Source organism: Streptomyces sp. NPDC050508, assembly GCF_040655155.1.
Taxonomy (GTDB): Bacteria; Actinomycetota; Actinomycetes; order Streptomycetales; family Streptomycetaceae; genus Streptomyces.
The window spans coordinates 379489-405916 of the sequence record NZ_JBFAJJ010000006.1 but is presented as its reverse complement, the minus strand read 5'-3'; the positions used below and the strand labels follow the sequence as shown (position 1 = coordinate 405916).

28 protein-coding genes are annotated in these 26428 nt (G+C 73.0%); 6 read left to right on the top strand and 22 right to left on the bottom strand.

Annotated elements, in window-relative coordinates:
- Positions 1–2: 2 nt before the first annotated feature.
- A complete protein-coding gene (locus AB0I69_RS20100; RefSeq protein ID WP_363096973.1) occupies positions 3–764 on the top strand; it encodes an SDR family oxidoreductase in 762 nt (253 codons plus the stop codon).
- A 116-nt stretch (positions 765–880) separates the two neighbouring features.
- On the opposite strand, the gene AB0I69_RS20095 is transcribed toward AB0I69_RS20100, so the two are convergent.
- Entirely contained in the window at positions 881–1741 is an 861-nt protein-coding gene (locus AB0I69_RS20095; RefSeq protein WP_363097122.1) for a methyltransferase domain-containing protein, read from the bottom strand.
- 227 nt (positions 1742–1968) lie between these two features.
- Between AB0I69_RS20095 and AB0I69_RS20090 the strand changes: the two genes are divergently transcribed.
- The 3 genes from AB0I69_RS20090 to AB0I69_RS20080 are packed head-to-tail and all read left to right on the top strand — an operon-like array spanning position 1969 to position 4181.
- Complete coding sequence (locus AB0I69_RS20090; RefSeq protein ID WP_363096972.1) at positions 1969–2403, top strand: ester cyclase; 435 nt, start codon at positions 1969–1971, stop codon at positions 2401–2403.
- A 3-nt stretch (positions 2404–2406) separates the two neighbouring features.
- Entirely contained in the window at positions 2407–3300 is an 894-nt protein-coding gene (locus tag AB0I69_RS20085; RefSeq protein ID WP_363096971.1) for an NAD(P)H-binding protein, read from the top strand.
- A complete protein-coding gene (locus AB0I69_RS20080) occupies positions 3297–4181 on the top strand; it encodes an NmrA/HSCARG family protein (protein WP_363096970.1) in 885 nt (294 codons plus the stop codon). The genes AB0I69_RS20085 and AB0I69_RS20080 overlap by 4 nt, the downstream gene beginning before the upstream one ends.
- 65 nt (positions 4182–4246) lie before the next feature.
- Here the strand turns inward: AB0I69_RS20080 and AB0I69_RS20075 are convergent, their stop codons facing one another.
- From AB0I69_RS20075 to AB0I69_RS20050, 6 genes are all read right to left on the bottom strand, one after another.
- The gene (locus tag AB0I69_RS20075; protein ID WP_363096969.1) at positions 4247–5164 is read right to left on the bottom strand and encodes an MBL fold metallo-hydrolase; all 918 of its coding nucleotides are present in this window, start codon (positions 5162–5164) and stop codon (positions 4247–4249) included.
- Complete coding sequence (locus AB0I69_RS20070) at positions 5161–5604, bottom strand: ester cyclase (RefSeq protein ID WP_363096968.1); 444 nt, start codon at positions 5602–5604, stop codon at positions 5161–5163. Before AB0I69_RS20070 ends, AB0I69_RS20075 begins: the two co-directional genes overlap by 4 nt.
- Positions 5605–5651: 47 nt before the next feature.
- The gene (locus tag AB0I69_RS20065; protein ID WP_363096967.1) at positions 5652–6713 is read right to left on the bottom strand and encodes a zinc-binding dehydrogenase; all 1062 of its coding nucleotides are present in this window, start codon (positions 6711–6713) and stop codon (positions 5652–5654) included.
- Complete coding sequence (locus AB0I69_RS20060) at positions 6710–6904, bottom strand: hypothetical protein (RefSeq protein ID WP_363096966.1); 195 nt, start codon at positions 6902–6904, stop codon at positions 6710–6712. The genes AB0I69_RS20065 and AB0I69_RS20060 overlap by 4 nt, the downstream gene beginning before the upstream one ends.
- Complete coding sequence (locus tag AB0I69_RS20055; protein ID WP_363096965.1) at positions 6901–7773, bottom strand: NAD(P)H-binding protein; 873 nt, start codon at positions 7771–7773, stop codon at positions 6901–6903. Before AB0I69_RS20055 ends, AB0I69_RS20060 begins: the two co-directional genes overlap by 4 nt.
- Positions 7774–7913: 140 nt before the next feature.
- The gene (locus AB0I69_RS20050) at positions 7914–8666 is read right to left on the bottom strand and encodes a TetR/AcrR family transcriptional regulator C-terminal domain-containing protein (RefSeq protein ID WP_363096964.1); all 753 of its coding nucleotides are present in this window, start codon (positions 8664–8666) and stop codon (positions 7914–7916) included.
- Positions 8667–8813: 147 nt separating this feature from the next.
- On the opposite strand from AB0I69_RS20050, the gene AB0I69_RS20045 reads away from it, so the two are divergent.
- Positions 8814–9404 carry a DUF2269 domain-containing protein gene (locus AB0I69_RS20045; protein ID WP_363096963.1) on the top strand — a complete coding sequence of 197 codons (591 nt, stop codon included), beginning with the start codon at positions 8814–8816 and terminating at the stop codon, positions 9402–9404.
- Between the two features lie 336 nt (positions 9405–9740).
- Here AB0I69_RS20045 and AB0I69_RS20040 read toward each other — a convergent pair whose 3' ends face one another.
- From AB0I69_RS20040 to AB0I69_RS19990, 11 genes are all read right to left on the bottom strand, one after another.
- Complete coding sequence (locus tag AB0I69_RS20040) at positions 9741–10457, bottom strand: indole-3-glycerol-phosphate synthase (protein WP_363096962.1); 717 nt, start codon at positions 10455–10457, stop codon at positions 9741–9743.
- Positions 10454–11122, bottom strand: coding sequence for an N-(5'-phosphoribosyl)anthranilate isomerase (locus AB0I69_RS20035; RefSeq protein WP_363096961.1), 669 nt, complete (start codon positions 11120–11122; stop codon positions 10454–10456). The genes AB0I69_RS20040 and AB0I69_RS20035 overlap by 4 nt, the downstream gene beginning before the upstream one ends.
- Positions 11122–11817 (bottom strand): transglutaminase-like domain-containing protein, encoded by a 696-nt coding sequence (locus AB0I69_RS20030; RefSeq protein WP_363096960.1) that lies wholly within the window; start codon positions 11815–11817, stop codon positions 11122–11124. Before AB0I69_RS20030 ends, AB0I69_RS20035 begins: the two co-directional genes overlap by 1 nt.
- Before the next feature lie 80 nt (positions 11818–11897).
- Positions 11898–13037 carry an acyl-CoA dehydrogenase family protein gene (locus AB0I69_RS20025; RefSeq protein ID WP_363096959.1) on the bottom strand — a complete coding sequence of 380 codons (1140 nt, stop codon included), beginning with the start codon at positions 13035–13037 and terminating at the stop codon, positions 11898–11900.
- Positions 13037–13411 (bottom strand): ectoine synthase, encoded by a 375-nt coding sequence (locus AB0I69_RS20020; protein ID WP_363096958.1) that lies wholly within the window; start codon positions 13409–13411, stop codon positions 13037–13039. The genes AB0I69_RS20025 and AB0I69_RS20020 overlap by 1 nt, the downstream gene beginning before the upstream one ends.
- Positions 13412–13416: 5 nt before the next feature.
- Complete coding sequence (trpA, locus tag AB0I69_RS20015) at positions 13417–14247, bottom strand: tryptophan synthase subunit alpha (protein ID WP_363096957.1); 831 nt, start codon at positions 14245–14247, stop codon at positions 13417–13419.
- On the bottom strand, positions 14240–15274 hold the full coding sequence (locus AB0I69_RS20010) for a hypothetical protein (protein WP_363096956.1): 1035 nt from the start codon (positions 15272–15274) through the stop codon (positions 14240–14242). Before AB0I69_RS20010 ends, trpA begins: the two co-directional genes overlap by 8 nt.
- Before the next feature lie 2 nt (positions 15275–15276).
- Positions 15277–15540, bottom strand: a complete 264-nt coding sequence (locus AB0I69_RS20005; RefSeq protein WP_363096955.1) for an acyl carrier protein — start codon at positions 15538–15540, stop codon at positions 15277–15279.
- 1 nt (position 15541) lies between these two features.
- The gene (locus tag AB0I69_RS20000) at positions 15542–17023 is read right to left on the bottom strand and encodes an AMP-binding protein (protein ID WP_363096954.1); all 1482 of its coding nucleotides are present in this window, start codon (positions 17021–17023) and stop codon (positions 15542–15544) included.
- Positions 17024–17213: 190 nt separating this feature from the next.
- A complete protein-coding gene (locus AB0I69_RS19995) occupies positions 17214–18506 on the bottom strand; it encodes a hypothetical protein (protein ID WP_363096953.1) in 1293 nt (430 codons plus the stop codon).
- Complete coding sequence (locus AB0I69_RS19990; protein ID WP_363096952.1) at positions 18503–21319, bottom strand: DEAD/DEAH box helicase; 2817 nt, start codon at positions 21317–21319, stop codon at positions 18503–18505. The genes AB0I69_RS19995 and AB0I69_RS19990 overlap by 4 nt, the downstream gene beginning before the upstream one ends.
- Positions 21320–21497: 178 nt before the next feature.
- On the opposite strand from AB0I69_RS19990, the gene AB0I69_RS19985 reads away from it, so the two are divergent.
- Positions 21498–21791 carry an antibiotic biosynthesis monooxygenase family protein gene (locus AB0I69_RS19985; protein ID WP_363096951.1) on the top strand — a complete coding sequence of 98 codons (294 nt, stop codon included), beginning with the start codon at positions 21498–21500 and terminating at the stop codon, positions 21789–21791.
- A 65-nt stretch (positions 21792–21856) separates the two neighbouring features.
- On the opposite strand, the gene AB0I69_RS19980 is transcribed toward AB0I69_RS19985, so the two are convergent.
- The 4 genes from AB0I69_RS19980 to AB0I69_RS19965 are packed head-to-tail and all read right to left on the bottom strand — an operon-like array spanning position 21857 to position 26297.
- On the bottom strand, positions 21857–23482 hold the full coding sequence (locus AB0I69_RS19980; protein WP_363096950.1) for an FAD-binding protein: 1626 nt from the start codon (positions 23480–23482) through the stop codon (positions 21857–21859).
- The gene (locus AB0I69_RS19975; RefSeq protein WP_363096949.1) at positions 23479–23739 is read right to left on the bottom strand and encodes an acyl carrier protein; all 261 of its coding nucleotides are present in this window, start codon (positions 23737–23739) and stop codon (positions 23479–23481) included. Before AB0I69_RS19975 ends, AB0I69_RS19980 begins: the two co-directional genes overlap by 4 nt.
- Before the next feature lie 45 nt (positions 23740–23784).
- Positions 23785–25035 carry a ketosynthase chain-length factor gene (locus AB0I69_RS19970; protein WP_363096948.1) on the bottom strand — a complete coding sequence of 417 codons (1251 nt, stop codon included), beginning with the start codon at positions 25033–25035 and terminating at the stop codon, positions 23785–23787.
- On the bottom strand, positions 25032–26297 hold the full coding sequence (locus AB0I69_RS19965; protein ID WP_363096947.1) for a beta-ketoacyl-[acyl-carrier-protein] synthase family protein: 1266 nt from the start codon (positions 26295–26297) through the stop codon (positions 25032–25034). Before AB0I69_RS19965 ends, AB0I69_RS19970 begins: the two co-directional genes overlap by 4 nt.
- Positions 26298–26428: the final 131 nt, after the last annotated feature.

Here is a 26428-nt window from a genome sequence, read left to right as displayed (position 1 = left end):
TCATGTCCCCTTCCGCTTCCGCGGACAGGACGGTCGTCGTCACCGGCGGCGGCACCGGAATCGGCCGTGCCACGGCACGCGCGTTCCATGACGACGGGGCGCATGTGCTGATCGTGGGCCGCTCGGAGGAGACCCTCAAGGCCACCGCTCACGGGTACGACAGGATGCGCTGCCTCACCGCCGACGTCGGCACACCTCGGGCGCCCGAGGAGATCGTCTCGGCGGCGCTGCGGGAGTTCGGCCGGATCGACGTACTCGTCAACAACGCGGCGGTCACCGGCTTCGCGTCGCTGGACGGACTCGAACGGGCCGCCGTAGAGGCCCAGTTGGGCACGAACCTGATCGGCCCGCTGTTCCTGACCCAGCGCGCGCTCGACGCGCTGGAGGCCACCCGGGGCACGGTGGTGAACGTCGGCTCGGCGGGCGCGCTCGGCCTGCGGGCCTGGCCGGAGAACTCCGTGTACGGCATGGCCAAGGCCGCCCTCGACTTCCTCACCCGCACCTGGGCCGTGGAGCTGGCCCCGCGTGGCATCCGCTGCGTGGGCATCGCCCCCGGGGTGGTCGACACCGGCGTCGGGGTACGGGCGGGCATGCCTCCCGAGGCGTACGAAGCCTTCCTGACGCAGATGGCCGAGCGGATTCCGTCGGGCCGGGTCGGCCGCCCGGAAGACATCGCCTGGTGGATCGTGCAGCTGACCCGGCCGGCCGCCGGATACGCCAACGGCACGGTGTTGGCGGTGGACGGCGCCCTCTCGGTGACCTGAGGCGGCCCGGCGCCGATGCGTGGAAAGGGGTGGAGGGCCGGGGGTGATCCCGGCCCTCCACCCCTTTCTCGTGTTCCGCGTGTTCCGCGTGTTCCGCGTGTTTCTCGTGCCCGAGGTCAGCGGGCGACCGTGGCGGTGACGTACCGGACCGGTACCTCGATCCGCACCGGGCCGTCGCCGTCGCGCAGCGCGTCGAGGGCCGTGACCAGGCGGGTGCGGAGGGCCGCTGCCTCGGCCTCGGGCAGGTGTTGCCACAGCAGGCGCATGCCCTGGGTGTGCGACCAGTCGACCCATGCCGTACCGGAGACCGCGGTCATCGGCACCGGTTCGTCGGCGATCTCCACGTCCCTGAACCCGGCCCGCTCCAGCGCGGCCGTCAGGTCGGCCGGGTGCTCCAGCCAGGAGTGCAGCTGGCGGTGCAACTGCTCCGGGTGCCAGGACTCGGGCAGCAGCCGGAGCAGGTCCAGAGGGATCAGCTCGGTGAACATCGGCGGCAGGAACGGGAAGGTGTCCCGGGTGAAGACCGGACTGGTGAAGCCGATCCGGCCGCCCTCGGCCAGCAGACCGGCGTAGCGGGCGAGCGCGGCACGCGCGTCGGGCAGGAAGATCACGCTGTAGCTGCCGAGCACCAGGTCGAAGGAGCGGGCCGGCAGGTCGGGGTGCTCACCGTCCATCACCCGCAGCTCCACGTTTCCGACGCCCTGCCGGGCGGCCTCGCGCCGGGCCTCCTCGACCATCGCGGGAGCGATGTCGATACCCAGGGCGTGGCCCGCCGGACCGACCAGCCCGGCCGCGGGCAGCAGGGTCGCGCCGAGCCCGCAGCCGATGTCGAGCACCCGCTCCCCGGGCCGGGGCGCGGCCCGCTCGACCAGCCGGCGGCCCATCGGCGTGAAGAATTCCACGCCCATCCGGTCGTAGGTGGCCGCGGCACGGTTGAAGGCATCGGTGACTTTCGTCTTGTAAGCGGCGCTGTCCATGGTCATTCGTCCACTCCCGTCCGGTACGGCGAATAAGGCATGAGTCTCATCGTCCGGGCCGCGACACGGGCTCCGCCGGAAAACGCTTCGAATAGCGGTGGAGGGTCGCTCGAATTCCTTTTGATAAACAGATTCTGCGGGAATTCGGCACTTGCTTGCCGAAATGCGGTGCCCGAGGATTGTGCGGAAACCTCATGCCATAACCCATGCCGGCCGGAAGGAATCCGATGAGCGATCGGACGGACGTCGTACGTCGAATGATAAGGGCGTACAACACAGGGGAAACCGAGGATGTCGCGGAATACGTTCACCCGGAATACCTGAACCCCGCGGCGCTGGAGCACATGGATCTGCGGGGACCCGAGTCCTTCGCGATGGCCGTCAAATGGCTGCGGATGACGTTCTCCGAGGAGGCCCGCCTGGAGGAGGTGCTGATCGAGGAGCGCGGCGACTGGGTCCGGGCCCACCTCGTGCTCTACGGCCGGCACGTCGGCGATCTCGTCGGCATGGCCCCGACCGGGCGGGTCTTCTCCGGTGAGCAGATCCACCTGTTCCGGTTCGTCGACGGGAAGATCCGCGACCACCGCGACTGGCCCGACTACCAGGGCACCTACCGCCAGCTCGGTTCGCCGTGGCCGGAGCCGCAGGGCTGGAGGGACTGACCGATGATCCTGGTCACCGGAGCCACCGGCAAGGTCGGCCGCGAGGCCACCCGGCAACTTCTCGAACTGGGCCTGGACGTCCGCGCGTTGAGCCGCACACCCGAGCAGGCCGGACTGCCCGGGGGCGTCGAGGTCGTCGCGGGCAGTCCCGCCGACCCCACCTCGCTGGACGAGGCGTTCGCGGGCGTCTCGGCGGCGCTGATCGTGCTCTCCGGCGAGGTCGCGGACGAGGCCGCGAACGTCGCGGCAGCCGCGCGCAGGGCGGGCCTCGGCCGGATCGTGCTGCTGTCGTCGGCGGGCGTCCTGCATCCGGTGCCGCACGGCATCGCGGACGAGCACCGGGCCGCCGAGGAGGCGGTGCGCGCATCCGGCGCGGCCTGGACGTTCCTGCGCCCCGGCCCCTTCCACGCCAACACCTCCTGGTGGATCAGGACGATCCGGGAGAACGGCTCGGTGCGCTGCTGGATCGGGAACAACCCCGGGGCGCCCGTCGACGAGTACGACATCGCCTCGTCGGCCGTCTCGGCGCTCACCCAGGACGGTCACGAGGGCCGGTCGTACCTGCTCACCGGTCCGCAGACGCTCACCTCACGGGAGCAGGCCCGGATCCTCGGGGACGTCCTGGGACGGGAGTTGGCGTTCTCGGTGGCGCCCGCGGAGGAGGTGGTGGAGGTCTTCGCCGGGATCACCGGCGACCGCGCCACCGCCGTGACCAACGTCGCGGCACTGCACAGCCCCCGGGTGCCCTGGGCCGAACCGACGACCGCGGTGCGTGACCTCACGGGACGCGAGCCGCGCCCGTACCGGCGGTGGGCCGTGGAGAACGAGGCGCTGTTCGCGCCGGAGCAGTCGGAGCAGTCGCAGCAGTCGCAGCAGTCGGAGGGGAGTGTCGTATGAACGGCGGTGACGGGACGGCCGGGCCGGTTCTCGTGACGGGGGCGACCGGCTTGCAGGGCGGGGCCGTGGCGCGTGAACTCGTCCGCCGGGGACGCGCCACCGCGGCCCTGGTACGGGACCCGGACTCCGCCACAGCCGGGAAGCTGGCGGAGCTGGGAGTGACCCTGGTCCGCGGCGACCTGGACGACGAGGCGTCGTTGCGGGCCGCGATGGACGGGATGAGTGGTGTCTTCTCGGCGCAGACCTTCATGGCGCCGGGCGGGCTCGGCGGTGAGGTCCGTCAGGGGCGCGCGGTGGCGCGTGCGGCGCTGGCCACCGGGGTGGCCCACGTGGTCTACAGCTCGGTCGGCGGCGCGGAACGGCACAGCGGCGTACCGCACTTCGACTCCAAGCGGGGCATCGAGCGGTACCTCGCCGCACTCGGGGTGCCGACCACCGTGCTGCGCCCGACCTTCTTCATGGACAACTTCGCGGCCCAGGGCGTGCCTTCGGAGGACGGCACGCTGGTGGTGCGGCTCGCCCTGAAGCCGGACACCCGGGTGCAGTTCATCGCCGTCGAGGACATCGGGTTCTTCGCCGCGGAGGCATTCGAGCGTCCGCGGGAGTATCTGGGGCGGGCGGTGGAGATCGCCGGGGACGAGCTGACGGCGACCGAGGTGGCCGAGGCGTTCGCGAAGCGCACGGGGCTGCCCGCGCGCTTCGAGGAGCTCGTGCCGGACGCCGTCGCGGCCAACCCGTACATCCCCCACGCGCCCGAGATCTCGCTGATGTTCGAGTGGTTCCAGGAGCACGGCTATCGCGCGGACATCCCCGCGCTGCGTGCCGAGCACCCGGGGCTGAAGGACTTCGCCACATATCTGGAGGGCGTCGAGATCGCGTAGCCGGGAACGACGACTGTGCCCCGGACCGGCTGGAAACCGGTCCGGGGCACAGTCGTCGCAGGTGGTCAGGCGTGGCAGGCGGGGAGGCCGCCGTGGAAGGTGGACATCTCCTTGAAGAGGGCGCCGACATCCAGCGGACTGCCGGGCGCCGCGCCGCGCACCTCGGCGTAGGCGCGATGCAGGTTCGGCACCAGCCGTTCGGAGTCGAGCAGTTCGCCGAACGGCCCCGGTCCGCCCTCGCGGGCGAGTTGCAGCGGAGTCAGGCCGGCGGCGACACCGTGGCGGGCCCGCTCGTCGAGCCAGCGGAAGTACGCCTCGTCGTGGTCGATCAACTCGGGGCCGCCGACCGGGCCATGACCGGGTACGACGGTCTCGGCGCCGAAGGCGCGCAGCCGCCGCATGGCCCGCAGCGAACCGGAGACCGACCCCATCAGGCAGAACGGTGTGACGCCGGACATCACCAGGTCGCCGGTGAACAGCACCCGCCGCTCGGGCAGCCAGACGACCGTGTCGTTGGTGGTGTGCGCCGGCCCGAGATGGACCAGGTCGGCGCGCACCCCGCCGATGTGCAGGGTCAGCGAGTCCCGGTACGTGAGCTGGGGCAGGGCCAGTTCGAGGTCGCCCCAGCGCACGTCGGGCCAGAGGCCGGTGAGGTGCAGCCCCGCTGCGGCCATCTCGGTCCGGGTGCGCTCGTGGGCGACGATCAGCGCCTCGGGGAAGTGCGAGTTGCCGAAGGTGTGGTCGCCGTGGAAGTGGGTGTTCACCAGGGTGCGCGGCGGGGCGCCGGACCGGCGCAGCACCTCGGTGCGCAGCAGCCGGGCCCGCAGTTCGGTGGCCGCCGTGTCCACCAGCAGGCTCTCGCCGCCGTCGCCCACGACGAGCCCCGCGTTGTTCAGGCACCAGCCGCCGTCGGGCTGTACGTAGGCGTGGACCCCGTCGGCGACCTCGACCAGGTGCGGGACGGTCCCGACCGCGGAGGTCACAGCACGTCTGCCGGGGCGAGACCCAACTTCTTCAGCATCGGCAGGTAGTTGAAGACGTCGTAGTGCTCGATGACCCGGCCCGCGTCGTCGAAGCGGAGCTCCTCCAGCATGTACCAGGTCACCTCGGTGCCGGTCGCGGCCTTGCCGAGGAACTCGCCCTGCTGGCTGGCCGTCACGGTGATCCGCAGGCAGACGCGATCCCCCTCGGCGATGATGCTCTTGACGTCCAGGTGCAGGTCGGGGAAGGCGGCGAGGCCGCCCTCCATCGCCCTGACCATGGCCTTCGAGGAGACCGGGCGGTCCTCGGAGAAGTGCTGGATGTCCGGGGCCCAGTGCTTGGTGATGCCCTGGAGCTCCCAGCGGTTCCAGCTCGCGACCATGGAGAGGGCGAGTTCCTTGTTGCGCTGCTGGGCGGACTTCTCGGTCAGCGTGGTGGACATGCCGAAGTTCCTTTCGGAGCAGGGGAGTTGTCGGGTCGGTAGCGGAGTCAGGGCAGCAGTACGTGCTTGCCGACGGTGCTGCCGTCGAGCAGGGCGCGTACGGCGACGGTGGCCTTGTCCAGGGGGTGGCGGTCGGCGATCTCGGGCCGCAGGACGCCCTCGGCGGCCAGCCGGTAGAGGGCGGCGAGGTCGGTGTCGAAGTCCTTGCCGGGCTTGACGTAGTACATGGACATGCGCCGGCCGCGGGTGAGCCCCAGGTGCCGGGCCGCCCAGCGCCGCACGGTGCGCCGCAGCGCCGGGACGTGCGGGCGGAACCACTGGCCCGGTTCATGACCGGCGACGGAGGAGTCGTAGGAGACCAGGGTGCCCCCCGGGGCGAGCAGCGCCCAGCTGTCGTCGAGGCCGCGACCGCCGACGTGGTCGAAGACGGCCCGTACGCCGCCGGGGGCCAGCTTTCCGACGGTGGCGAGGATGTCGGGCGCGCGGTAGTCGAGGGGGTGTGCGCCCAGTGCGCGGACCGCGTCGTGCTTGGCCGGCGAGGCGGTGCCGAGGACGCGCAGCCCGTGGTGGACGGCGAGTTGGGTGAGCAGGGTGCCGACGCCACCGCTGGCGCCGTGCACCAGGACGGTGTCGCCCGGTCGTACGTCGGCGGTCCGGTGCAGCATCTGCCAGGCGGTCACCCCGTTGGTGACCAGAGCCACGGCGACGGCCGCGTCCAGGTCCTCCGGCACCGTGGCGAGCGTCTTGGCGGACGTCCGCACGTACCGTTGCCAGGCACCGTGCCGGGGCATGGCGGCGACGCGGTCGCCGACCAGCCGGCCGCTGACCCCCGGACCCACCTCGGTGACGCGCCCGACCAGGTCGTAGCCGGGGACGAACGGGAAGGCGGGCGGGAAGGGATGCAGGTGCTGGAGCATCTGCACCTCGGCGTACGACACCCCCGCGGCCTCGACCCGGACGACGACATCCCCGCGCCCGGCGACCGGGCGCTCGCCCTCACCGGGGACGAGGCGATCCTCGGGGTCTCCGCTGCCGGTCATCCGGACGAAGGCGTTGGCGCCGTCCGCCGTCGCGGTCGGCCGTGCGGGTTCGGGTGTCTCGGTTGTCATGCCGCCGGCTCCTCGGGTCGTGGGGTGTGCCGGGGGGTGAACTCGGCGGCGTGGTCGGCTGCCCACGGGCGAACGTCCTGGCCGGGGGCGAGGTGGTCCTCGGGGTCTCCGCTGCCGGTCATCCGGACGAAGGCGTTGGCGCCGTCCGCCGTCGCGGTCGGCCGTGCGGGTTCGGGTGTTTCGGTCGTCATGCCGCCGGCTCCTTGGGTCGTGGGGTGTGCCGGGGGGTGAACTCGGCGGCGTGGTCGGCTGCCCACCGGGCGAACGTCCTGGCCGGGCGGCCGGTGATCCGCTCGACGGTGTCCACCGGGACGGGCGGGGCGGTGACGGCGTCGGCCAGATAGCGCAGCACCATCTCGACGACCGGGGCGGGCATGACCGTCCCCATGGCCTTCCTGGCCTCGTCGGGAGTGATCTCCTCGAAGGCGATCGGCCGGCCGATGGCCTCGGACAGCGCCCGCACCTGATCGGCCTGCGTGATCGCCTCGGGCCCGGTCAGGACGTACGCCTGCCCCGCGTGCCCGTCCTCCAGCAGCGCGGTCGCGGCCACGGCGGCGATGTCGGCCTCGTGGACCGGCACCCGCGCGGCGTCGCCGTACGGGGCGCGGACCACGCCTTCGGTACGGATGGAGTCGGCCCACTTCCACAGGACGTTGGACGCGAACTCGTCGGGGCGTACGAAGGTCCACTCGACGCCCGACTCCTCGACGGCGCGCTCCACGGCACGGTGGTGTTCCCCGCTGTGGTTGTCGCCCGAGGTGTCCAGCACGGAGGACGAGGAGAGGACGACGATCCGGCGCACGCCGGCCTCCCTGGCGGCGGCGACCACCTCGCGGGCGGTCTCCGGAACCGGGAAGAGGTAGAGGCGCTCCACGCCGTGCAGAGCGGCACGCAGGGTGTCCGGCTGCCGCAGGTCGCCCTCCCGGACCTCGACCCCGTCCGGCAGCGCGGCGCCGGCCGGGTCGCGGGTCAGCGCCCGTACCCGTACGCCCGCGGCGACCAGGTGGGCTGCCACCAGGCGGCCCACGGATCCTGTCGCTCCTGTCACCAGAACTGTCACGCCTGCTCCGCCCTGTCGGCCTCAGCGCTGTGAGGCTCCTTCGTCCGTTGCGCAACAAGGGTCGGAAACCGGACTGGAGGGTGCGCTGAGGTTCGCTGGAGCAGGGGCTGGCTGGGACGTACGGGCTGTCTGGGACTTCGTCAGCGGGTGGCGCGCTCGTCGATGCGTTGCTCGATGCCGTCGAGGACCCGCTGGAGCCCGAACTCGAAGCCGCCGTCGGGGCCGAGACCCTCGCCCGGTTCCTCGAAGATGCCCGAGCGCCAGACCCTGGTGAGGGCCGGGTAGCGGGCAGCGGTGATCATCCCTTCGAGCAGCGGCCCGGTCTGCTCGTACCACTCCTCGTAGCTCAGACCGGAACGCCGGGCGTCGTGCTCGGCGTCGGTGGACTGCTGGGCCGCGCCGCGCACATAGCCGTTGAGCAGCTGGACCACGGCGAGCATCTCCCGTTCGTCCAGGCCCACCCCCGACAGGGCGCCGAGCACGTCGTCCCACAGGGCGGTCTCGTGGGGTCCCATCAGCATCCGGGAGGAGACCAGCGGGGGTGCCCAGGGGTGGCGGCGGGCGATGTCCATGCTGCCCCGGGCGTAGCGCTCCAGGGCCTGCCGCCAGCCGTCGGCGCCGTCCAGTGAGGGCGCTTCGGCGAGGACCTCGTCGAGCATGCAGTTCACCAGCTCGGCGCGGCCCGGCACGTATGTGTAGAGCGACATGGCGGAGACGCCGAGCGGCTCGGCGACCTTGCGCATGGACAGGGCCGCCAGTCCCTCGGCGTCGGCGATGCCGATCGCGGTCCGCACGATGCGGTCGACCGTCAGTCCCTGGCGGGGGCCGCGGGCAGGCAGGGCGGGCTCCCGCTCCCTGCGCCACAGCAGAGCCAGGGCACGCGCCGGGTCCATCCGGCCGTTTCCTTTCGCCATTCCGGTTCCAGACCTCACATCGGAGTCGTAGTCCTGTACGCTGTAAGGAGTTTTCCGTACACCGTAAAGAGTTTGGCGTCCGCTCAGGACACGCACCCCGAGCCAGCAGAAGGTGAGGAGTTGGGTTTGTCTGCTTCCGTCCCCACTACGACCGCCAAGCCCGGCACGCCCCGGCAGCATCCCACGAAGAAGAAGTTCGAACTCGGCCGCAGAACGCGGAAGCTGACCCTGGCCGTCCACGTGGTGACCTCGGTCGGCTGGGTGGGCCTCTCGCTCTCCATGGTGGTCCTGGCGATCATGGGGTACACCACCGACGACCCCGCCGTCGCCAAAGGCGTCTTCTACGCGATGTACGTGTTCGACGACACCAGCGTGACGGTCTTCAGCGTCACCGCCGCGATCACCGGCATCCTGCTCTCCTGCGGCACCAAGTGGGGCCTGCTGCTGCACTGGTGGATCGTCGTCAAATGGGTCATCACCCTGTTCATGACGATCTTCGCGTGGTTCGTGATCCACCCGATCGTCACGACCGCGAGCGAACGCACGGCCGACGTGGGAGACGGCCCGCCGGACCCCGGCGCGGCCGGCGACTTCCTGCTGTGGAGCGTCCCCCTGCTGTTCGCCCTACTCACCGCCGCCGCAGTGGTCTCGGTCTACAAGCCCTGGGGCCGCACCGCCCGGGGCCTCCGCACCCAGGCCGCCGGCCGACGCCGCTGAGGCGCTCGCCGGGGCCCGCCGGCGTGTAGTGCCCCGGTGTCGATGAGTAGGGCGGGGCGGTGAAGCCTGCGTCCGGGAGGCGGGTCGCCGTCGCCGGGGCGCCGGTGCCGTTGAGGGGTCTCGGCGGCCTGTCGAGGTGGGGTTCAGTGCGCGGACCGGGCCTCGGCGGGGGCTCTCCGTGCGGTGTCGAGTTGGGTGCACCAGGTCGTCAGGCCGGAGGCTCGCAGCACTCCCGTGCCGATGAGCAGCTCGGTGTGGCTCGCGTTCAGGCGGCGGGTCGCCGTCGCCGGGGCGCCGGTGTCGTTGAGGCGTCCCGGCGGCCTGCCGAGGTGCAGATCAGCCCGTCGACCTGCCGTCGGCCGGAGCTCTCCGTGCGGTGTCGAGTTCGGTGCACCAGGTCGTCAGGTCGGGGGTGCGCAGCAGTTCCGTGCCGATGAGTAGGCCGGTGAAGCCCTCGTTCAGGAGGTGGGCTGCTGTTGACGGGGTGTCGATGCCGCTGGCGCTGACCGGGTAGTGGGTGCCTGTGGAGCGTACGGCGGGGAGCAGGGCTCGGCTGCGGGTCGGGTTGGGTGGGAGGCGTTCGCGGGTGGTGATGTCCTTGTTGTTGATCGCGACCACGCACTCCGGGCCGCGGGTCACCAGTGCTGCGTCCGCCTCGTCGGCGACCTCTACGAACGGGGTCAGGCCCAGCTCCAGGGCGTGGTCCGTCAGTCGGGCCAGTACCCCGCCCGGCAGCAGCTTCGCGGTCAGCAGGACGGCCGAGGCGCCCAGTTCGCGGGTCCGCTCCAGCTGGCGCCGGTTCGTCACGAAGTCCTTGCGCAGCAGCGGCAGTGAGGTGCGGGCGGCAACCTCCGCCAACAGCCCCTCGGTGCCGCCGAACCAGCGCCCCGTGACCACCGAGAGACAGGGCGCCCCCGCGGCCTCGAACCGTTCCACCGTCTCGGCGACCCCCCGGGCGCCCAGCAGTTCCCGGCCGGCCGCGTCCCGCAGTTTGACCTCCATGATCAGTGGCCTCGCGGACGCGGCCAGCGCGTCGGTGAAGGGGGCGTTCACGCGGTCCTCCAGGCGTGGGCGACGGCACGCGCGGGGGCGGCTCGCAGCAGCCCGTCGTCCGCGCGCGCCGACGAGTCGACATCGATACCGAGGAAGCGCGGGTGCGCACGGGCGCCCGCGAAATCGTGCGCGTTGCCGGCGTGCAGCCCGCCCGCCAGCAGGAAGGGCAGCCCCGTCCGGTCGGCCAGCGCGGTCACGGCCGTGTCGTCCAGGGGCTGTGCGGTACTGCCGATCCGGCCCTCGGCGCTCACCGCGTCCAGCAGGAAGCAGTCGGCGCCGGCCCGCTCGTACGCCCCGGTCAGCCGTTCCTCCAGGCATGCCCCGTCCCGCAGATGGAGCACCTTGACGATCTCCAGGCCCGGCGGCCCGTCCCGGCGCAGCGCGCGCACCGTGCCCGGCGGCTGGAAGCCGTGCAGCTGCACGCACCGCACCCGGGCCGCGGCCAGCACCGCCGGCAGCGCCCGGGTGTCGGACGAGAACGTGACCAGCACCGGCCGCAGCCGGCCGGTGTCCAGGGCGACCGCGGCCAGGTCGGCGAGCCGGGCGGCGGTCAGCTCGGACCGCCCGCCCGGCACGCCGTGCCACAGGCCGACGAGATCGGCCCCGGCCGCCGCCAGGTCGCTCACCTCGGCCGCGGTCGTCGCGCCGCAGAACTTGACGAGCACTACCCGGCCGCCCGGGGCTCGGCCTCCCGAACCAGCGAGCCCTCGGCGAATCCGCCGCCGTCCGCGCTCAGCAGCCCCGGGTGGGCCCTCCTCAGCTCGGCGACGACCCGCTCGTACGGCAGGTCGTCGAACTCCCCGTGGTGGCGCAGGAACTCCATGTACCGGCGGCCCCGCAGGTCGAAGGGGTGGTGCAGGCTGTCGGCGGTGCCGTCGAAGTCCAGCGGCGCCAGGCCGTACAGCCGGCACAGCGCCTTGTTGAACACCGGCGTCGCCCTGACCCAGCGGCCGTCGAGGCGCACCGCGGTGAGGCAGTGCATGTGGAAGACATCGCCGCCGAGCAGCCGCGTGAGCCGCTCGGAGGCCAGATGGTTGCGTACGTCGGCCAGGACGAGCCGGGCCGGGATGCCGAGCGAGCGCAGACCGGCCGCGTACAGCACCGACTTGTGCAGACACATGCCGGAGCCGGTCCGCGCCACCGCGCTCGCCCGCAGCCCGGCGCGGGACAGGTCCGCCCCGTACACCTCGTAGCGGACACGGTCGCGCACCGCGTAGTAGAGCGCGACCGCGCGGGCGGTGGGGGTGGTGGCCGAGGCCGGCAGCGCGTCGGCGACGAAGCCGCGGACCTCGGGCGAGGCGTGGTCGAGGAAGGCGGTGGCGCGCAGCGTGCCGGGATCCTCGCGGTGGTGGGTCGTCACGGTGGGGGTCTCTCCGGTCGTGGGTCGAAGGTCCAGGTGTCGAAGGCCCGGGTGTCGAAGGTGCGGGCCGTGGTGGCCGGTCACAGGCCGAGCAGGGACGCGAGGCGGTTGCGCTGGATCTCGGAGGTGCCCGAGTAGATGGTCGAACCGACCGAGTTGCGCAGCTCCGCCTCGATGCCGAACTCGGCCATGTAGCCGTTGCCGCCGAAGACCTGCACGGCGGCGAGCGCGGAGGCGACGTTCGCCTCGCTGGTGACGAGCTTGGCCATGGCGATGTCCCGGGTGACGTTCTCGCCGGCCGCCATCCGCCGGGCGGTGCCGTACAGCCAGTGCCGGGCGGTCTCCACCCCGATCTCCATGTCCACGATCCTGTGGGCGACGGCCTGGTACGAGCCGATGGGCCGGCCGAACTGGGTCCGGGTGCGCGCGTACTCGACGCAGCGGGCGACCCGGTGGCGCATCTCGCCCGCGTTGACGACGAACGAGCAGAGGATCTCCCGGCGCATCACATGGTCGAGCACCAGGAAGCCGCCGCCTGGCCGCCCCAGGACCCGGGACGCGGGCACCCGGCAGTCCTCGAAGGACAGCTCGCCCAACGGGGAGGTGCGCAGCCCCAGTTTCGCGACGGGCCCGCCGACCCGCAGCCCCGGCGTGTCCCGCTCCACCAGGAACGCGGTCACGCTGAGCGGACCGGGGCGGTCGCTGGTGCGGGCGTAGACGGTGAACAGGCCGGCGACCGGACCGTTGCTGACGAAGGCCTTGCTGCCGTTCAGCACGTAGTCGTCGCCGTCCCGCACCGCCCTGGTCCGCATCGCGAGCGCGTCCGAACCGCTGTCGGGCTCGCTGACGGCATGGGCGCCGATCAGCTCGCCCGAGCAGAGCCGGGGCAGATAACGCTCCTTGAGGGCCGGTGAACCGAAGTGCTGCAACGGCACCCCGGTGCTGACCAGATGGGTGCAGACCGAGAAGTTCAGCCCGGCGTCCCGGCAGCCCTCGCCGAGCCCCTCCAGGACGTACATGGTGGTCAGCAGCGACTGGCCGAGGCCGCCCCACTTCTCCTCGAACGGCAGCCCGAGCACTCCGGCCCGGGCCAGGATCCGCCAGCCGTCGTGCGAGAACGCGGCGGCCGCGTCCCGCTCGACGTGACCGGCGTCGAGTTTCTCCAGCCAGGGCGTCAGGCCCTCGCGCAGCGCCCGCTGTTCCGCGGTCCAGTCGGCCATCAGTAGTGGGAGTAGCCGGACGAGTCGAGGTCGTGCCGTTCGTCGCCGCGCAACGCGGGCGAGAACACGCACACCAGGCGCAGATCCGCCTCCGGGTGCGCGACGAGCCAGTGCGCGTCGTGCCGGTCGAGCGCGTAGAGCGTGCCGGGGGTGATCGGGTGGACGGTGCCGTCGGTGTCGATCACCTCGCCGCTGCCCGAGATGCAGTAGCAGCTCTCCAGGTGGTTGCGGTACTCCAGACGGGACTTGGTGCCCGCGCGGACGATCGTGTCGGTGACGGTGTAGCCGACGCCGTCGTGCTGGGTGAGGAACCGGCGGCTGAGACCGTTCCCCCAGTCGACGCAGGCGACCTCTTCGAGCTTACGGACGATCATGGACGTCATTCCTCTCTCGTGGCCGTCGGCCGGTGTGCGTGCGGGCCGGGGGAGCGCAACTCCCGTACGAAGGAGCGGAGTTCCTCGACGGGGTCCCGCCCGGCCGCACGGGCCTGTGCGATACGGGCCACCCCGGCGCTGCCGACCACGGCGGCATCGGCGCCGAGCGCGTCGAGCAGCGCGAGGTCGCCGCCCGTCCTGACCCCGAAGCCGACGGCCACGGGGGCGGACGCGGTGGAACGCAGGGTGGTGATGACCGCCCCGAGCCGGTCCCGGTCCAGGGCCGCGGTGGTGCCGCTGCGGCCGTAGTGGGCGACCAGGTACAGATAGGCGGAGGCGTGGTCCGCCGCTTCGGCCACGGCGTCGGGGCCGGAGACGGCGTAGCAGGTCGTGACGAGCGGCAGTCCCGCCCGGTGCACGGCCTCGTAGTGGGCCGCGCGCACCCGGGGCGGCACCCCGTGCAGCAGCAGTCCGTCACAGCCCGCGGCCTCGACGGCCGTGGCGAAGTCGCCGGGCGCGGTGCCCCGGACGGTGTGGCTCCAGTCGGCGAGCAGCGCGATCCGCAGCCGGCGCAGCCCGGGCCGTAGGGACGCCACCGCGTCCAGGACCGCCCGGAGGGTCACTCCGCCGGCCAGCGCCCGGTCGGCGGATGCCCGCACGACGGGCCCGTCGGTGGCCGAGCCGGGGAACGGCACGGCCAGTTCGAGACAGTCGACCTCGCTCTCGTCGAGCATGGCGGTGAGCCGGGGCAGCTCGGCCAGCGGCGGATCGCCGGCGTTCAGGAACACCGCGAGTCCGGGCCGGCCGGGCCGGCGGCGGGCGAAGAACTCAGGCATGGGCGGCCGTCTCCGAGCGCAACAGGGTGAGCAGGGCGAGGGCCCGGCCGCCGCGGATCACCTCGTGGGCGGCGTCCAGCGCGGTGCGCCAGTCGCCGGTGTGACGGCCGACCACGGCGAGCGCGGCGGCGTTCAGACAGACCGTCTCCTCGGCCGCCGGGGAGCACCGGCCGGACAGCACCTCGTGGAAGTACGCCACGGGATCGCCGTCCGCGGGCCGCAGTCCGTCCAGGGAGCCGGGGGACAGGCCCAGCCGTGCCGGTTCGAGGACGAACTCGTCCTCGCCCGCGCCCTCGTAGGTGTGGACCCGGTTCGGGCGGAAGCTCAGGAGTTCGTCCGCGCCCGCCCCGTTGACGCACAGCCACACCGAGCGGTCGCCGCCCCGGGACACGTGCGCGGCGGCGTGCCGCAGCCCGGTCACCAGCCGCGGATCCGCGACACCGGTCAACTGGGCCCGGACCGGCAGCCGGGCGAGGAACGGGCCGAGCGCGTTGACGAAACCGCCGAGCTTCCTGCTGTCCAGGGGCAGCACACTGCGGGCGAGCAGGCCGAGTTCGGGCGGGTAGACGAAGGCCCCGGCGAAGGCGATGCCATGCCGCTCCAGGGACGCGTGGGTTTCCTCGTACGACGAGGTCAGGGGCACCCCGAGCCGCTCCAACAGGTCTACGGAGCCGAGGCTGCCGGTGTAGGCGCGCGAGCCGGTCTTCACCACCCGCACCCCCATCGCGGCGGCGACGAACGCGGCGGCCGTGGAGACGTTGAAGGTGCTCGGGCCCCCGCCGGTCCCCACGATGTTGACCGCGGCACCGACCTCGCCGTACCCGGTGGCCGGACGCCGCTCGGCCAGCGAGTCCAGCAGGGCGGTCAGGGTGACGCGGTCCGGCATCCGCGTGGACAGGGAGGCGAGCAGAGCCACCGACTCGCCACGGCGCAGCCCGCCGTCGTGGAGCCGGTCCCAGAAGGACCGCCAGACCGGCAGCTCCACGGGCCGGTCCTGCCGGAGCAGCGCGCTGACAGCGTCGTGCACGGCTACGCGTTCCTCGTCCGTCGCGACGCCGCCCGGTCGATGAACGCGCTGATGGCCGCCACCGAGTGGAACGACTCCGGCCGCAGCTCGACCTCGTCGGTGTCGACGCCGTACCGGTCCTCGATCCAGGCGATCACCTTGAGCAGCCCCAGGCTGTCGATCACCCCGTTCGCCAGCAGGTCGTAGTCGGCGTCCAGTTCCCCCGCGGACACGTCCGGCAGGAACTCCTCGACCACGAACTCCTTGATGGCCTGGGCGTATGGCATGTCAGCTCTCCTTGGTGAAGTGGACCCGTACGGCGCGTTCCCGGTCGACCTTTCCGGTGGCGGTCCGGGGCAGCGGCTCGTCGGTGATCAGCAGGGTCGAGGGGATCGCGGCTCTGGACAGTCCGCGCGCCAGATGCCCGCGCAGGGCCAGGCTGTCGAGCCCGGATCCCGGGTTGCGGCGGGCCACGGCGTGCACCGTCCGCCCGGACACCGGGTCGGGCAGCGCCAGTACGGCCGCCTCGGCGATGCCCGGGTGTGCCAGGAGCAGGTGCTCGACCTCCTGGAGGTTGACCCGCACCCCACGGACCTTGACCTGGAAGTCGGTGCGTCCGACGAGGGTGAGGACCCCGTCGGCCGAGCGGCGCACCAGGTCGCCGCTGCGGAACCAGCGCCGGGTGTCGGCCCCTTCCGGATGCGGGACGAACGCGCCGGAGTCGGCCGCCGCACCGAGATAGCCCTCGCTCTGGAAGGGGGTGGAGACGTACAGCTCACCGGTCCCCGGCCCGTCCAGCACCTGACCGTCACCACTGACGAGCAGGGCCCCGACACCGGGCAGCGGCTGCCCCAGCGGCAACGGACGGCCGGGGTCCGGGGCGCCGCGCAGTTCGTGCAGGAAGCTGTCGTTGGTCTCGGTGCACCCGTAGACGTTGTACAGCCGGGCGTCCGGCAGCAGCCCCGGGAGCGCGGCCAGGACGGGGGCGGGCAGGGTGTCCCCGGTGAAGATCGCATGCCGGACGGACGGGAGCGTACGGCCCCTGTCGCGGGCGGCGTCGGCCAGCAGCCGGTAGAACACCGGCACCGACTGGACCACCTCGGGCCGCTCCCGTTCGACCAGGTCGAGGAGACGCCCGCCGTCGGTGACCCGGTCCGCGTCGACCAGGACGACCCGGCCGCCGCGGGCGAGCGTCGTCCATACGTCCAGCAGGCACACGTCGAAGTTCAGCGGCGCGTAGTTGAGGACGGTCGTGCCGGGGCCGATGCCGAAGGTCTCGCCGGCCCAGGCCGTGAAACGGTCCAGCGCGGGGAAGCCCAGCGGCACGGTCTTGGGCAGGCCGGTGGATCCGGAGGTGGTGAGCAACAGGGCGGTTCCGTCGAGGCCGGGCCGGTCGCGGCGCCGCTCCTGCAGAGCCCTTGCGGGTCCTCCCGGACTGAGCACGTGACGCACCCCGGCCTCCTTGTACAGCCGGTCCAGGACGTCCTCGCCCAGGGTCGGCGAGGGCAGCAGCAGCGGGCGCCGTGCCAGCAGACAGGCCAGGATCAGGGCGAGAGTCCGGGGCGACTTGACCGCGGGGAGAGCCACCGGCCCGCCCGCCGGGATCCGGGCGAGCCGCTCCCGCTCCCGCTGCGCCCGCCCGACCAGCGCCCCGTAACCGACCGTGTGCCCCCGCCAGACCAGGGCGGTCGCCTCCGGGTTCCGCCGGGCCTGGTCCACGATGCCGTCGACGAACGAACGCGGCCCCGCGGCGATGGTGGTGCCGTCCACACTGTCTCCCTCCGGTCCCCGTTCGGCGCGTGTCCGACGAACTCGGTGATCCTCATGGTGGTTTCGACACCTGGAGGATCGTTGGAGCCTGGCTCGGTGGGCGCCCGATGCCGGACGTGCGGAAACGGCGGCCGGCCCGCCCCACTCGAAGGTGGGGCGGGCCGGCCGCCGTCGGTGGGGCGGGGCTTTCTCAGTCGTCGAGGAGTGTGGCCAGGGCGAGGTCCGGGTCGTGGGTCGGGGGACCGGCGGGCCACCAGGTGCCGGACCGTTCCCGGTACGGGTACCAGCGGCCGTCGCGGCCGTAGCGCAGCTGCAGTCCGCGGCCGGACAGCGTCCAGCGATTGTCACGGACGACGAGGTCGGGCGACTCGTCGTCCTCCCAGCCCGTCGACAGCGCCGTCCGGGCCCGGGCGACTTCGGACCGCGGGGGCTCCCACGCCTCTTCCAGCACCTCCAGCCCGGCACCGCCGCCGAACCGCCAGGCCTCGGCCGCCCGGTCCAGCTCGTCCGGCTTGCCGCAGGACTCCCGCAGCCGCCGCGGCACCTGGGGGTCGGGGTGGGTGGCGGCGATCCGTACGGTGTCCTGCCACACGTCGAGCGGCCGGGGCGGCTCACCGGCCAACCCCAGGGTGTACGACAGGAGTTCACGCGCGCGTACGGCCGCGTCGGCGACGAGCCGCTCCAGCGGATCCGCCTCGATGCCGGTGACCGGCTCGCTGCTCACCTCCGGCGCTTCGGGCAGCGGCGGGAGCGCGGGGAGGGGAACGACGGGGCGGGCGTATGCCTCGGCGAACGGGGTCCCGTCGACCGTCCCGGTGGCCCGCGCGCCCGGGTGCCTCTCGACCACCTCGACCGTCTCGACCGCGTCGTCATCGGAGTCATCGTCCTCGGTCATGGCCCGTACGAGAAGCGCGGACTTCAGTTCCTCCAGGGCCTGCGGCCACTCCCGGCCGCGCACCAGCAGCAGGAGCTGCGGCTCCTCGTCGAGCAGCCAGGAGAACTGGTAGCCGAGCGCGACCGCGTGCGCGCACGGATGGTCCGGCTCGTCGCAGTCGCAGTCCGGTGCGAGCTCCCCGTAGCCGGGCAGCAGGCCCAGCCGGGCGTCCTCGGCCGCCTCCAGCAGATCGGGCGGCAGCTCACCGGCGAGCAGCGCCTCCGTCTCCGCCGGCCGGTCCACGGTCCGCTCCCAGAGCGCGTCCCACTGGTCGTCGTCCAGTTCGGGGAGTTCGAGACGCACGGAGTACAGCTCGTCCGCACCGCCGTACACCTGCGTGGCGATCCGCCCCGGGGCGACCGAGAGGGGGCCGAGGCGGCCGGAGCGGGCCAGGGACCGTCCCTTCTTCAGTACGGCCTCCTCGGGCCAGCCGTCCTCCATCGACTCCGCCCACGCCCCGCCCCACCAGGACTGGCCGCGCGTCCGGCCGCCCTTGCGGGGCGGGAAGGCGGTGAAGCCCCGGGCCCGGTCGTCGTATGCGTCGCTCATCCCGCGCTCCTCAGCTCGACCAGGTTCGCCAACTCGTCGTTCCCGAGCCGGCTCAGCGCCTGCTCGCCACTGCCGACGACCGCGTCGGCCAGCTCCCGCTTGGCCTCCATCAGCGTCGCGATACGATCCTCGACCGTGCCCTCCGCGATCATCCTGTGCACCTGCACCGGCCGGGTCTGGCCGATGCGGTACGCCCGGTCGGTGGCCTGCGCCTCGACGGCCGGGTTCCACCAGCGGTCGTAGTGCACGACATGGTCGGCCCGGGTCAGGTTGAGGCCCGTCCCCGCCGCCTTCAACGACAGCAGGAAGACGGGGACCTCGCCGTCCTGGAAGCGGCGGACCATCTCCTCCCGCTTGGCCACGGGCGTCCCGCCGTGCAGCAGCTGGGTGGGAATGCCCCGGTCCCGCAGATGCCGCTCCAGCAGCCGGGCCATCGCGACGTACTGGGTGAAGACCAGCGCCGCGCCGTCCTCCGCCAGGATCGTGTCCAGCAACTCGTCCAGCAGGGCCAGCTTTCCGGAGCGGCCGGCCAGCTTCGGCTGGTCCTCCTTGAGGAACTGGGCGGGGTGGTTGCAGATCTGCTTCAGGCCGGTGAGCAGCTTGAGGACCAGACCGCTGCGGGCGATCCCCTTGGTCGACCTGATCTCGTCCATGACGGCGTGCACCTGCTGCTCGTAGAGGGCGGTCTGTTCCGCGGTGAGCGCCACCGGACGGTCCGTCTCGGTCTTGGGCGGCAGTTCGGGCGCCACCCCCGGGTCGGACTTGCGGCGGCGCAGCAGGAACGGCCGGACGAGAGCGGCGAGGCGCCCGGCGGTGCTGCCGGTGCCGGGATCCGCGGGGCCGGCGGTGGACCGCTCGGCCTCGACCGGGGCGATCCACCGGCGGCGGAAGTGGCCATGGGTGCCGAGCAGGCCGGGGGTGGTCCAGTCGAGGATCGCCCACAGCTCGGAGAGGCTGTTCTCCACGGGGGTGCCGGTGAGCGCGATCCGGGCGTCCGCCGGGATCAGCCGCAGCGCCCTGGCCGTGGCGGAGGAGGCGTTCTTGACGTGCTGGGCCTCGTCCGCGACGACCATGCCCCAGCGGTGCCCGCCGAGCCGCTCGGTGTCCAGGCGCATCGTGCCGTAGGTGGTGAGGACGAAGCCGCTGTCCGCTCCGTCGAGGCTGCGGCCGGCGCCGTGGAAGCGGCGTACGGCCGTGCCGGGGGCGAACCGGTGGACCTCCCGCTCCCAGTTGCCGAGCAGCGACGCCGGGCACACCACGAGGGTCGGGGCGCGACTGTCCTCGTGCTCCTGGCGGAACAGGTGGAGCGCGATGAGCTGGATCGTCTTGCCCAGGCCCATGTCGTCGGCGAGGCAGCCGCCGAGACCGAGCGAGGTCATCCGGGCCAGCCAGTCCAGGCCGCGCAGCTGGTAGTCGCGCAGGGTCGCGGCGAGCGCGGCCGGCGGTCCGACGGAGGCTTCACCGTCGGGGTCGCGGAGCAGGGCACGCAGGGCGAGCAGCCAGGGGCCGTCGGCCACCGGCACCTGCTCGCCGCCGATCTCCGCGTACCCGGTGAGGGCGACGGCGATCGTCTCGACGGCGGTGAGGGGGCGCAGCTCGCGCTCCCGGGCCTTGCGGGTGAGGTCGGGGCCGACGAACGTCCAGTGGCCGCGTACCCGAACCACCGGACGCCCCGCCCCGGCGACGGCCGCGGTCTCCTCCTCGGTGAGCGGATCGCCGTCCAGGCAGAGCTGCCAGCGCAGGGCGACGGTGCCGTCGCCGCCGAAGAAGGAACGCAGGTCGGAGGGCGGGACGCGATCCGCGCCGACCGTGGCCCGCGCGGTCATCCGGTGTTTCGTCTCGTCGGGCAGCCGTACGTCGACGCCGTGCGCCCGCAGCCGCGCCGCCGCGCCGTTCAGCAGCTGGCCGAACTCCTCGTCGTCCAGGTCGAGTTCACGCGGCACGGGCAGCAGCCGCGCGAGCGGCTCCCACACGGAGGCGGCGCGGCGCACGGCCCGGACGGTCTCGGTCTGGGCGAGCGGTCCCAGGGCGTGCGGGGCGCCGTCGAAGAGGTCCGAGGCGGTCAGCTGCACCGTCGGGTCGGCGAGGTCGGACACCAGGGGCACGACCTGTCCGAAGGGCGCGCCGTCGGCGCCGTCGGCCAGCCGCACGGTCAGCGAGACCCGTACGCCCGAGTCGACGCCGACCGCGATCTCCTCGGCCCAGGCCCGCAGTTGAGGTACGTGCTGGGGCTCGGCGGCGGCAAACGCGGCACGGCCGACGGCGGCCTCGGCGGCGGCCGTGCGCGGCAGGGTGTCGGCGACGGCGTCGAGGAAGGCGCGCAGGATCCCGTCCGGCCGCGGCAGCAGCGTGCTGCCCGCGACGGGCACGGCGAGTGCCTCCGGCGGCGCGGCGGCGGCCAGTGCGCGCAGCCGCAGCACGTCCTCGGAATCGAGGGGGCCGGCCCGCCAGGCGTCGTAGCCGTCGGCGGAGACACCCGGCAACAGCCGTTCGCGGGCGGCGAGATGGAGCGCGAGCGCGGTGGCGGCACCCCAGAAGGCCGCCGCCGGGTGGACGGAGTCGCCGCCGTACTCGCGGCGGGCCAGGGCCAGCACCGGCAGGGCGTCGCTCACGGACAGGCGCAGGACGGGGACCTTGCGCAGCCCCTCGGCGGTGGCGATCTCGGCCTCTCCCGCGACACCGCGGGGCACGTCGGGCGGGCCCACGCCCTCCGGGTCCCAGAAGGCCATGTGTCCCGTACGGGCCGGGTCACCCGGCTCGAAGACGACCGCACATCGCGCCAGCCGTCCGGCGTGCTCACGCGCAATCCACATCAATTGGTCCCGCTTTCCCATTTCCCGATCCCGTTTTTCTGATCCCGCGTCTCGGATCCTGCTTCTCCGATCCCGCTTTCCCCGATGCCCCGTCGCGGCCCACCCGCGTTCCACGGGCGCTCAAGCGCTGTCTGCGACGGTGACCGGAAATCCCGGTGTCTCCCCGAAGGAACTCTCCGTGATCACACTAATCAACCGGTTCGAAGTCACCGGCTCCGTCGACGAGTTCGAGCGCGTCTTCGACAGCACCTCGGAGTTCTTCGCCGCCCAGCCGGGCTTCGTCCGCCATCGCCTGCTGCGCCAGGTGGACGAGCCCGGCCGCTATGTGAACGTGGCCGACTGGGAGGACGAGCCGTCCTTCCGCCGGGCGCTCCGGCAACCGGAATTTCTCGCCCACCGCACCGCGTTGCGCGCGCTGAGCAGCAGCGAACCGCACCTCTACACCCCGTTCCCGGAGCGGGTTCCGTCCTGAGCCGGGCGCGCCGAGGAGGGGCGGCGCACGCTGCGCCGCCCCTCCTCGCCGTTGCGCCGCCCCGGTCAAACGGGCCGTACGCCCAGCGCGTGCCCGAACATGTTCCGCGGGTCCCAGGCGGCCTTGGCCCGCTGGAGCCGCGGATAGTTGTCCTTGTAGTACAGGCGGTGCCAGGGCACCCCCGAGGTGTTCCACTCGGGATCCGCCATGTCGAGGTCCGGGTAGTTGATGTAGCAGCCGTCGCCGCCGCCCCGGCCCGGCACCGGGACGCCGCCCGTCTCCGCGAACACGTCGCGGTAGACGCGGCGCAGCCAGCCGATGTTCTCGGCGTCGGCCGCGGGATCCTGCCAGGTGTTGGTGAAGATGACGTTGATGATCGCGTCCCGGTGCGCGGTGGCGGTGGCCGACGGCCGCACGGAGTTGATCCGGCCGCCGTAGGACTGCAGCGACACGTGTGCCGCCTCGCTGCTGTGGTCGGCGCTGTCGAGGTGCGCGTGCAGGGCGTCTATCTGACGGTCCGTCAAGGACCGGCGGAGATAGGCCGACTTGATCTTCTGGCGGCCCTTGTCGACGTCCTGGGACTCGGCGAGCGTGGTCGTCGCGGTCAGCCAGGGGTCCCGGACGGTCTCGGTGATGTGGGGGGTGACGCCGACGCCCTCCGTCACGGCGGACACATACTGCTCCAGCAGCCGTCCGGCGTCGGGCCGGGTGCCGTCGAGGTGGGTGAAGCTGATGGCGCTCTGGCCGGGGTCGTTCTCCCTGAGCCGGCTCAGCAGCACGAGACCGCCGTACAGCCCGGCATACGGTGAGCCGGCGTCGCTGTGGCGCTCGTGCCATCGGCCGAAGTTCCGCACCAGCCGGCGCAGGGCCGCCCGGTCCATGCCCTCGCGCGGGTAGATCACCGCGTTCGAGAGGATCTCGGCGGGCGGGCGCGGGAGCAGCCGGGCGGGGTCGTCGCCGGTGGCACCGGGGGAGCGGAACCAGTAGCGGGTCACCACGCCGAAGTTGCCGCCGCCACCGCCCGTGTGGGCCCACCACAGTTCGCGGTGCGGGTCGGCGGGCTCGCGGGTGGCGACCACGGCACGGGCCCGGCCCGAGGCGTCGGCGACGACGACCTCGACGGCGTGGAGGTGGTCGGCGGCGACACCGAACCTGCGGGAGAGCGCCCCGTACCCACCACCCGCGATGTGCCCGCCGAGGCCGACGGTCGCGCTGGCACCGCCGGGCAGGGTGACGCCCCAGGAGCCGTGCAGCGTCCGGTACACGTCCATCAGCCGTGCGCCGGCCTCGACCATGAAGGCGCGCATCCGGGGGTCGTAGGAGACGGCGTTCATCTCCCCGAGGTCGATCACCAGCCGGACGGCAGGGTCGCCCACGAAGTTCTCGTAGCAGTGTCCGCCGCTGCGCACCGCGACGCGGCGGCCGGACCGGGCGGCCTCGCCGACGGCCCGGACGACGTGCTCGGTGGTCGTGGCCATCCGGAAGGCCGCGGGGCGCGCGGTGAAGCGTTTGTTGTGGCCGCGGGTGGCCAGTGCCTCGTAGCGGGGATCGCCCGGCGTGATGTCGACGGGTCCGGCCGGGCCGCCCGACCCCGGCCCCGGGTCTGCCGCCGCGGGGATCGCCCCCGCGCCGACGAGCCCGCCGACGCCGATCGTGAGTGAACCGGCGACGAAGCGCCGACGGCTCGTCACGCCGCCTCCCGGGCCGACAGGGCCTGGTTGACCACGTCCAGGTACGCGCGCGGAGTGCCGGCGCTGTCGATGGCCTCGTCGAGTGCGATCTCGTAGTCGCGCTCTATGCGGCCGGTGGTCTGGAGCATCGCCAGCGAGTCGTAGCCGAGATCGGTGAAGGGGATGTCGAGGACGTCGCCCTCCAGGTCCACGCCGTCCTCCTCTCCCGCGCACTCGCGCAACAGGGCGGTCAGTTCCCTCAGTTCCAGCTGCTTCATCACACTGTCTCTCCGCGTGCCGGGCACGCTTGTCGGGAGGTTCGGTCAGTCCGTGCCACGGATCACGGCGGCGGCGTTGAAGCCGCCCCGGCCGCGCGCCAGGACCAGGGCGGTGCGCAGCCGGACAGCGTGGCGCGGGGTGCCGGTCACCAGGTCCACGGGGCAGTCGTGGGCCGGGCGGAGCGTCCCCGTGGTCGGCGGGATCACCTGGTCGCGCAGTGCGCACAGTGCCGCCGCCAGGTCCAGCGAGGCACCGCCCGCCAGCAGTCGGCCGGTCATGGACTTGGGTGCGGTGACCGGCACCCCGAAGGCGCCGAACAGTCCGGCGATCGCCTCGGCCTCGGCCCGGTCGGCGGCGCGCTCGCCCGCGGCGTCCGCGAAGACGACGTCCACGTCACCGGCCGGCACCCCGGCATCGGCCAGCGCGAGCCGGGCCGCGTCGGCCAGGCGCGGGGAGCCGACGCCGTCGAACGTGGCCGCGTACCCGGCGACCGAGCCGTAGACCGTGGCACCGCGCTCCCGGGCCGCCGCCCGGTCCTCCAGGACGAACAGCGCACCGCCCTCTCCCACCACATGGCCGCGCGCCCCGGGATCGAACGGCAGGTAGGCGCGCGCCGGGTCGTCCGCCGTGCTCAGCCCGCCGCCCGCGAGATGGGCCGCCCAGCCCCAGGGACACAACGCCGAGTCGACGCCCCCGGTGACCACGAGCCGGGTGCCCCTGCGGATGTGCCGCCGCGCCTGCCCCAGCGCGTCGAGACCGCCCGCCTGCTCGGAGACGATGGCACCGCCGGCGCCCCGCAGGCCGTGCCGGATGGAGATCTGACCGGTGTTGACGGCGTAGAACCAGGCGAACGACTGGTACGCGCTGACATGTCGGCCGCCTCTGCTCCACAGCGCCTGCAACTCGCGCTGCCCGAACTCGAACCCGCCCGCCGAACTGGCGGTCACCACCCCCGCGCTGTAGTCGGGCAGTTCCGCCGGGTCCAGTCCGGCGTCGTCGAGGGCCTCCTTGGCCGCGGCCAGCGACAGCCGGGTCACCCGGTCGGTCTGCGGCAGCAGCCGGCTGGGCACATGGTCCTCGGCGACGAAGCCCGGTACCTCGCCGGCGAGTCGGACCGGATAGCCGGAGGCGTCGAACCGGGTGACGGGACCGATGCCGCTCTCTCCGCGCAGCACGGCCGCCCACCAGGCCGCCGTGCCGAGGCCGTTGGGCGCGGCGACGCCGATCCCGGTCACCACCGCGGTGGCGGTACGGGCACCGGCCGGCCGCGGCGACGCGATGGCCGCGGCGGTCATGCGGCCTCCGCCGGCCGCGGGCGGGTGAGGACGATGGCGCTCTGGAAGCCGCCGAAGCCGCTGCCGACGCTGAGCACGGTGTCGGTGCGCTGTTCGCGGGCGGTGTGCGGGGTGTAGTCCAGGTCGCACTCCGGATCGGGATCGTGCAGATTGGCCGTCGGCGGCACGGTGTTGTGGGTGATGGCCAGCGCGCTGGCGGCCACCTCCAGCGAGCCGATCGCGCCCAGCGAGTGGCCGATCATCGACTTGATGGAGCTGACCGGGACGTCGTGGGCGTGGCTGCCGAGGCTGCGTTTGAAGGCCGCCGTCTCGTGCCGGTCGTTCTGCCGGGTGCCGGAGCCGTGCGCGTTGATGTAGTCGACGGCGGTGCGGTCGAGCCGCGCCTCGTCGAGCGCGACCCGGATCGCCTCGGCCATCTCACGGCCGTCGGGGCGCAGTCCGGTCATGTGGTACGCGTTGCTGCGGCTGGCGAAGCCGGAGATCTCGGCGTACATCCGCGCACCCCGGCGGCGCGCCCGCTCGAACTCCTCCAGCACCAGCACGGCCGAACCCTCGCCGAGGACGAAGCCGTTGCGGGTCCTGTCGAAGGGGCGGGAAGCGGTCGCCGGATCGTCGTTGCGCGGGCTGGTCGCCTTGATGGCGTCGAAGCAGGCGACCGTGATGGGGGAGATCGGCGCGTCGGTGGCGCCGGCGAACATGACGTCGGCGCTGCCCTCGCGGATCAGCTCCGCGGCGTACCCGATGGCGTCCAGACCGGAGGTGCAGCCGTTGGAGACCAGCGAGACCGGTCCCTGTGCGTCGGCGGCCCTGGCCACCTCGGCCGCCAGCGAGCTGGGCACGAAGTAGTCGAAGAGATGAGCCACGGCCCGGGTGTGGTCTACGGCCCAGTCCCGCCCGTGGTCGCTCACGACCGCGTACTCGGTGTCCAGACCGGTGGTGCAGCCGACCGCGCTGCCGAGGCTCACCCCGGTGCGCAGCGGGTCGAGCGCCTCCTCGACGCCGCTGTCGGCCATCGCCTCGCGGGTGCTGACGACGGCGAACTGCGCGGCCCGGTCGAGCCGTTCGGCCTCCTCGGGGCCCAGTCCGTGCTCGGCCGGGTCGAAGTCGGTCTCGGCGGCGATACGTGAGCGGAACGGGGCCGCGTCGAACAGGGTGATGCCGCGGGTGGCCGTCCGGCCCGCGGTGAGCAGCTCCCAGAACGCCTTGGCGCCCACCCCGCCCGGGGCCACCACCCCCATACCGGTAATCACGACCCGTTTCATCGGATTCCTCACAGTTCTGAGTCTCGGTTGCGTACTCGGGCATCGAGCCTCACCCACGGGGCTGGAGGATCACTCGAATCCCGTCCGCCGATGGCAGGAGCGCCCGGGAACACCGCCGCGGGCATGCGGGT

Excerpts from the sequence above, each read along its gene's own strand:
- AB0I69_RS20100 (WP_363096973.1), top strand. The coding sequence starts at position 3 with ATGTCCCCTTCCGCTTCCGCGGACAGGACGGTCGTCGTCACCGGCGGC.
- AB0I69_RS20095 (WP_363097122.1), bottom strand. The coding sequence starts at position 1,741 with ATGGACAGCGCCGCTTACAAGACGAAAGTCACCGATGCCTTCAACCGT.
- AB0I69_RS20090 (WP_363096972.1), top strand. The coding sequence starts at position 1,969 with ATGAGCGATCGGACGGACGTCGTACGTCGAATGATAAGGGCGTACAAC.
- AB0I69_RS20085 (WP_363096971.1), top strand. The coding sequence starts at position 2,407 with ATGATCCTGGTCACCGGAGCCACCGGCAAGGTCGGCCGCGAGGCCACC.
- AB0I69_RS20080 (WP_363096970.1), top strand. The coding sequence starts at position 3,297 with ATGAACGGCGGTGACGGGACGGCCGGGCCGGTTCTCGTGACGGGGGCG.
- AB0I69_RS20070 (WP_363096968.1), bottom strand. The coding sequence starts at position 5,604 with ATGTCCACCACGCTGACCGAGAAGTCCGCCCAGCAGCGCAACAAGGAA.
- AB0I69_RS20065 (WP_363096967.1), bottom strand. The coding sequence starts at position 6,713 with ATGACAACCGAGACACCCGAACCCGCACGGCCGACCGCGACGGCGGAC.
- AB0I69_RS20060 (WP_363096966.1), bottom strand. The coding sequence starts at position 6,904 with ATGACGACCGAAACACCCGAACCCGCACGGCCGACCGCGACGGCGGAC.
- AB0I69_RS20050 (WP_363096964.1), bottom strand. The coding sequence starts at position 8,666 with ATGGACCCGGCGCGTGCCCTGGCTCTGCTGTGGCGCAGGGAGCGGGAG.
- AB0I69_RS20025 (WP_363096959.1), bottom strand. The coding sequence starts at position 13,037 with ATGGCCGACTGGACCGCGGAACAGCGGGCGCTGCGCGAGGGCCTGACG.
- AB0I69_RS20020 (WP_363096958.1), bottom strand. The coding sequence starts at position 13,411 with ATGATCGTCCGTAAGCTCGAAGAGGTCGCCTGCGTCGACTGGGGGAAC.
- trpA (WP_363096957.1), bottom strand. The coding sequence starts at position 14,247 with ATGCCTGAGTTCTTCGCCCGCCGCCGGCCCGGCCGGCCCGGACTCGCG.
- AB0I69_RS20005 (WP_363096955.1), bottom strand. The coding sequence starts at position 15,540 with ATGCCATACGCCCAGGCCATCAAGGAGTTCGTGGTCGAGGAGTTCCTG.
- AB0I69_RS19995 (WP_363096953.1), bottom strand. The coding sequence starts at position 18,506 with ATGAGCGACGCATACGACGACCGGGCCCGGGGCTTCACCGCCTTCCCG.
- AB0I69_RS19990 (WP_363096952.1), bottom strand. The coding sequence starts at position 21,319 with ATGTGGATTGCGCGTGAGCACGCCGGACGGCTGGCGCGATGTGCGGTC.
- AB0I69_RS19975 (WP_363096949.1), bottom strand. The coding sequence starts at position 23,739 with ATGAAGCAGCTGGAACTGAGGGAACTGACCGCCCTGTTGCGCGAGTGC.
- AB0I69_RS19970 (WP_363096948.1), bottom strand. The coding sequence starts at position 25,035 with ATGACCGCCGCGGCCATCGCGTCGCCGCGGCCGGCCGGTGCCCGTACC.
- AB0I69_RS19965 (WP_363096947.1), bottom strand. The coding sequence starts at position 26,297 with ATGAAACGGGTCGTGATTACCGGTATGGGGGTGGTGGCCCCGGGCGGG.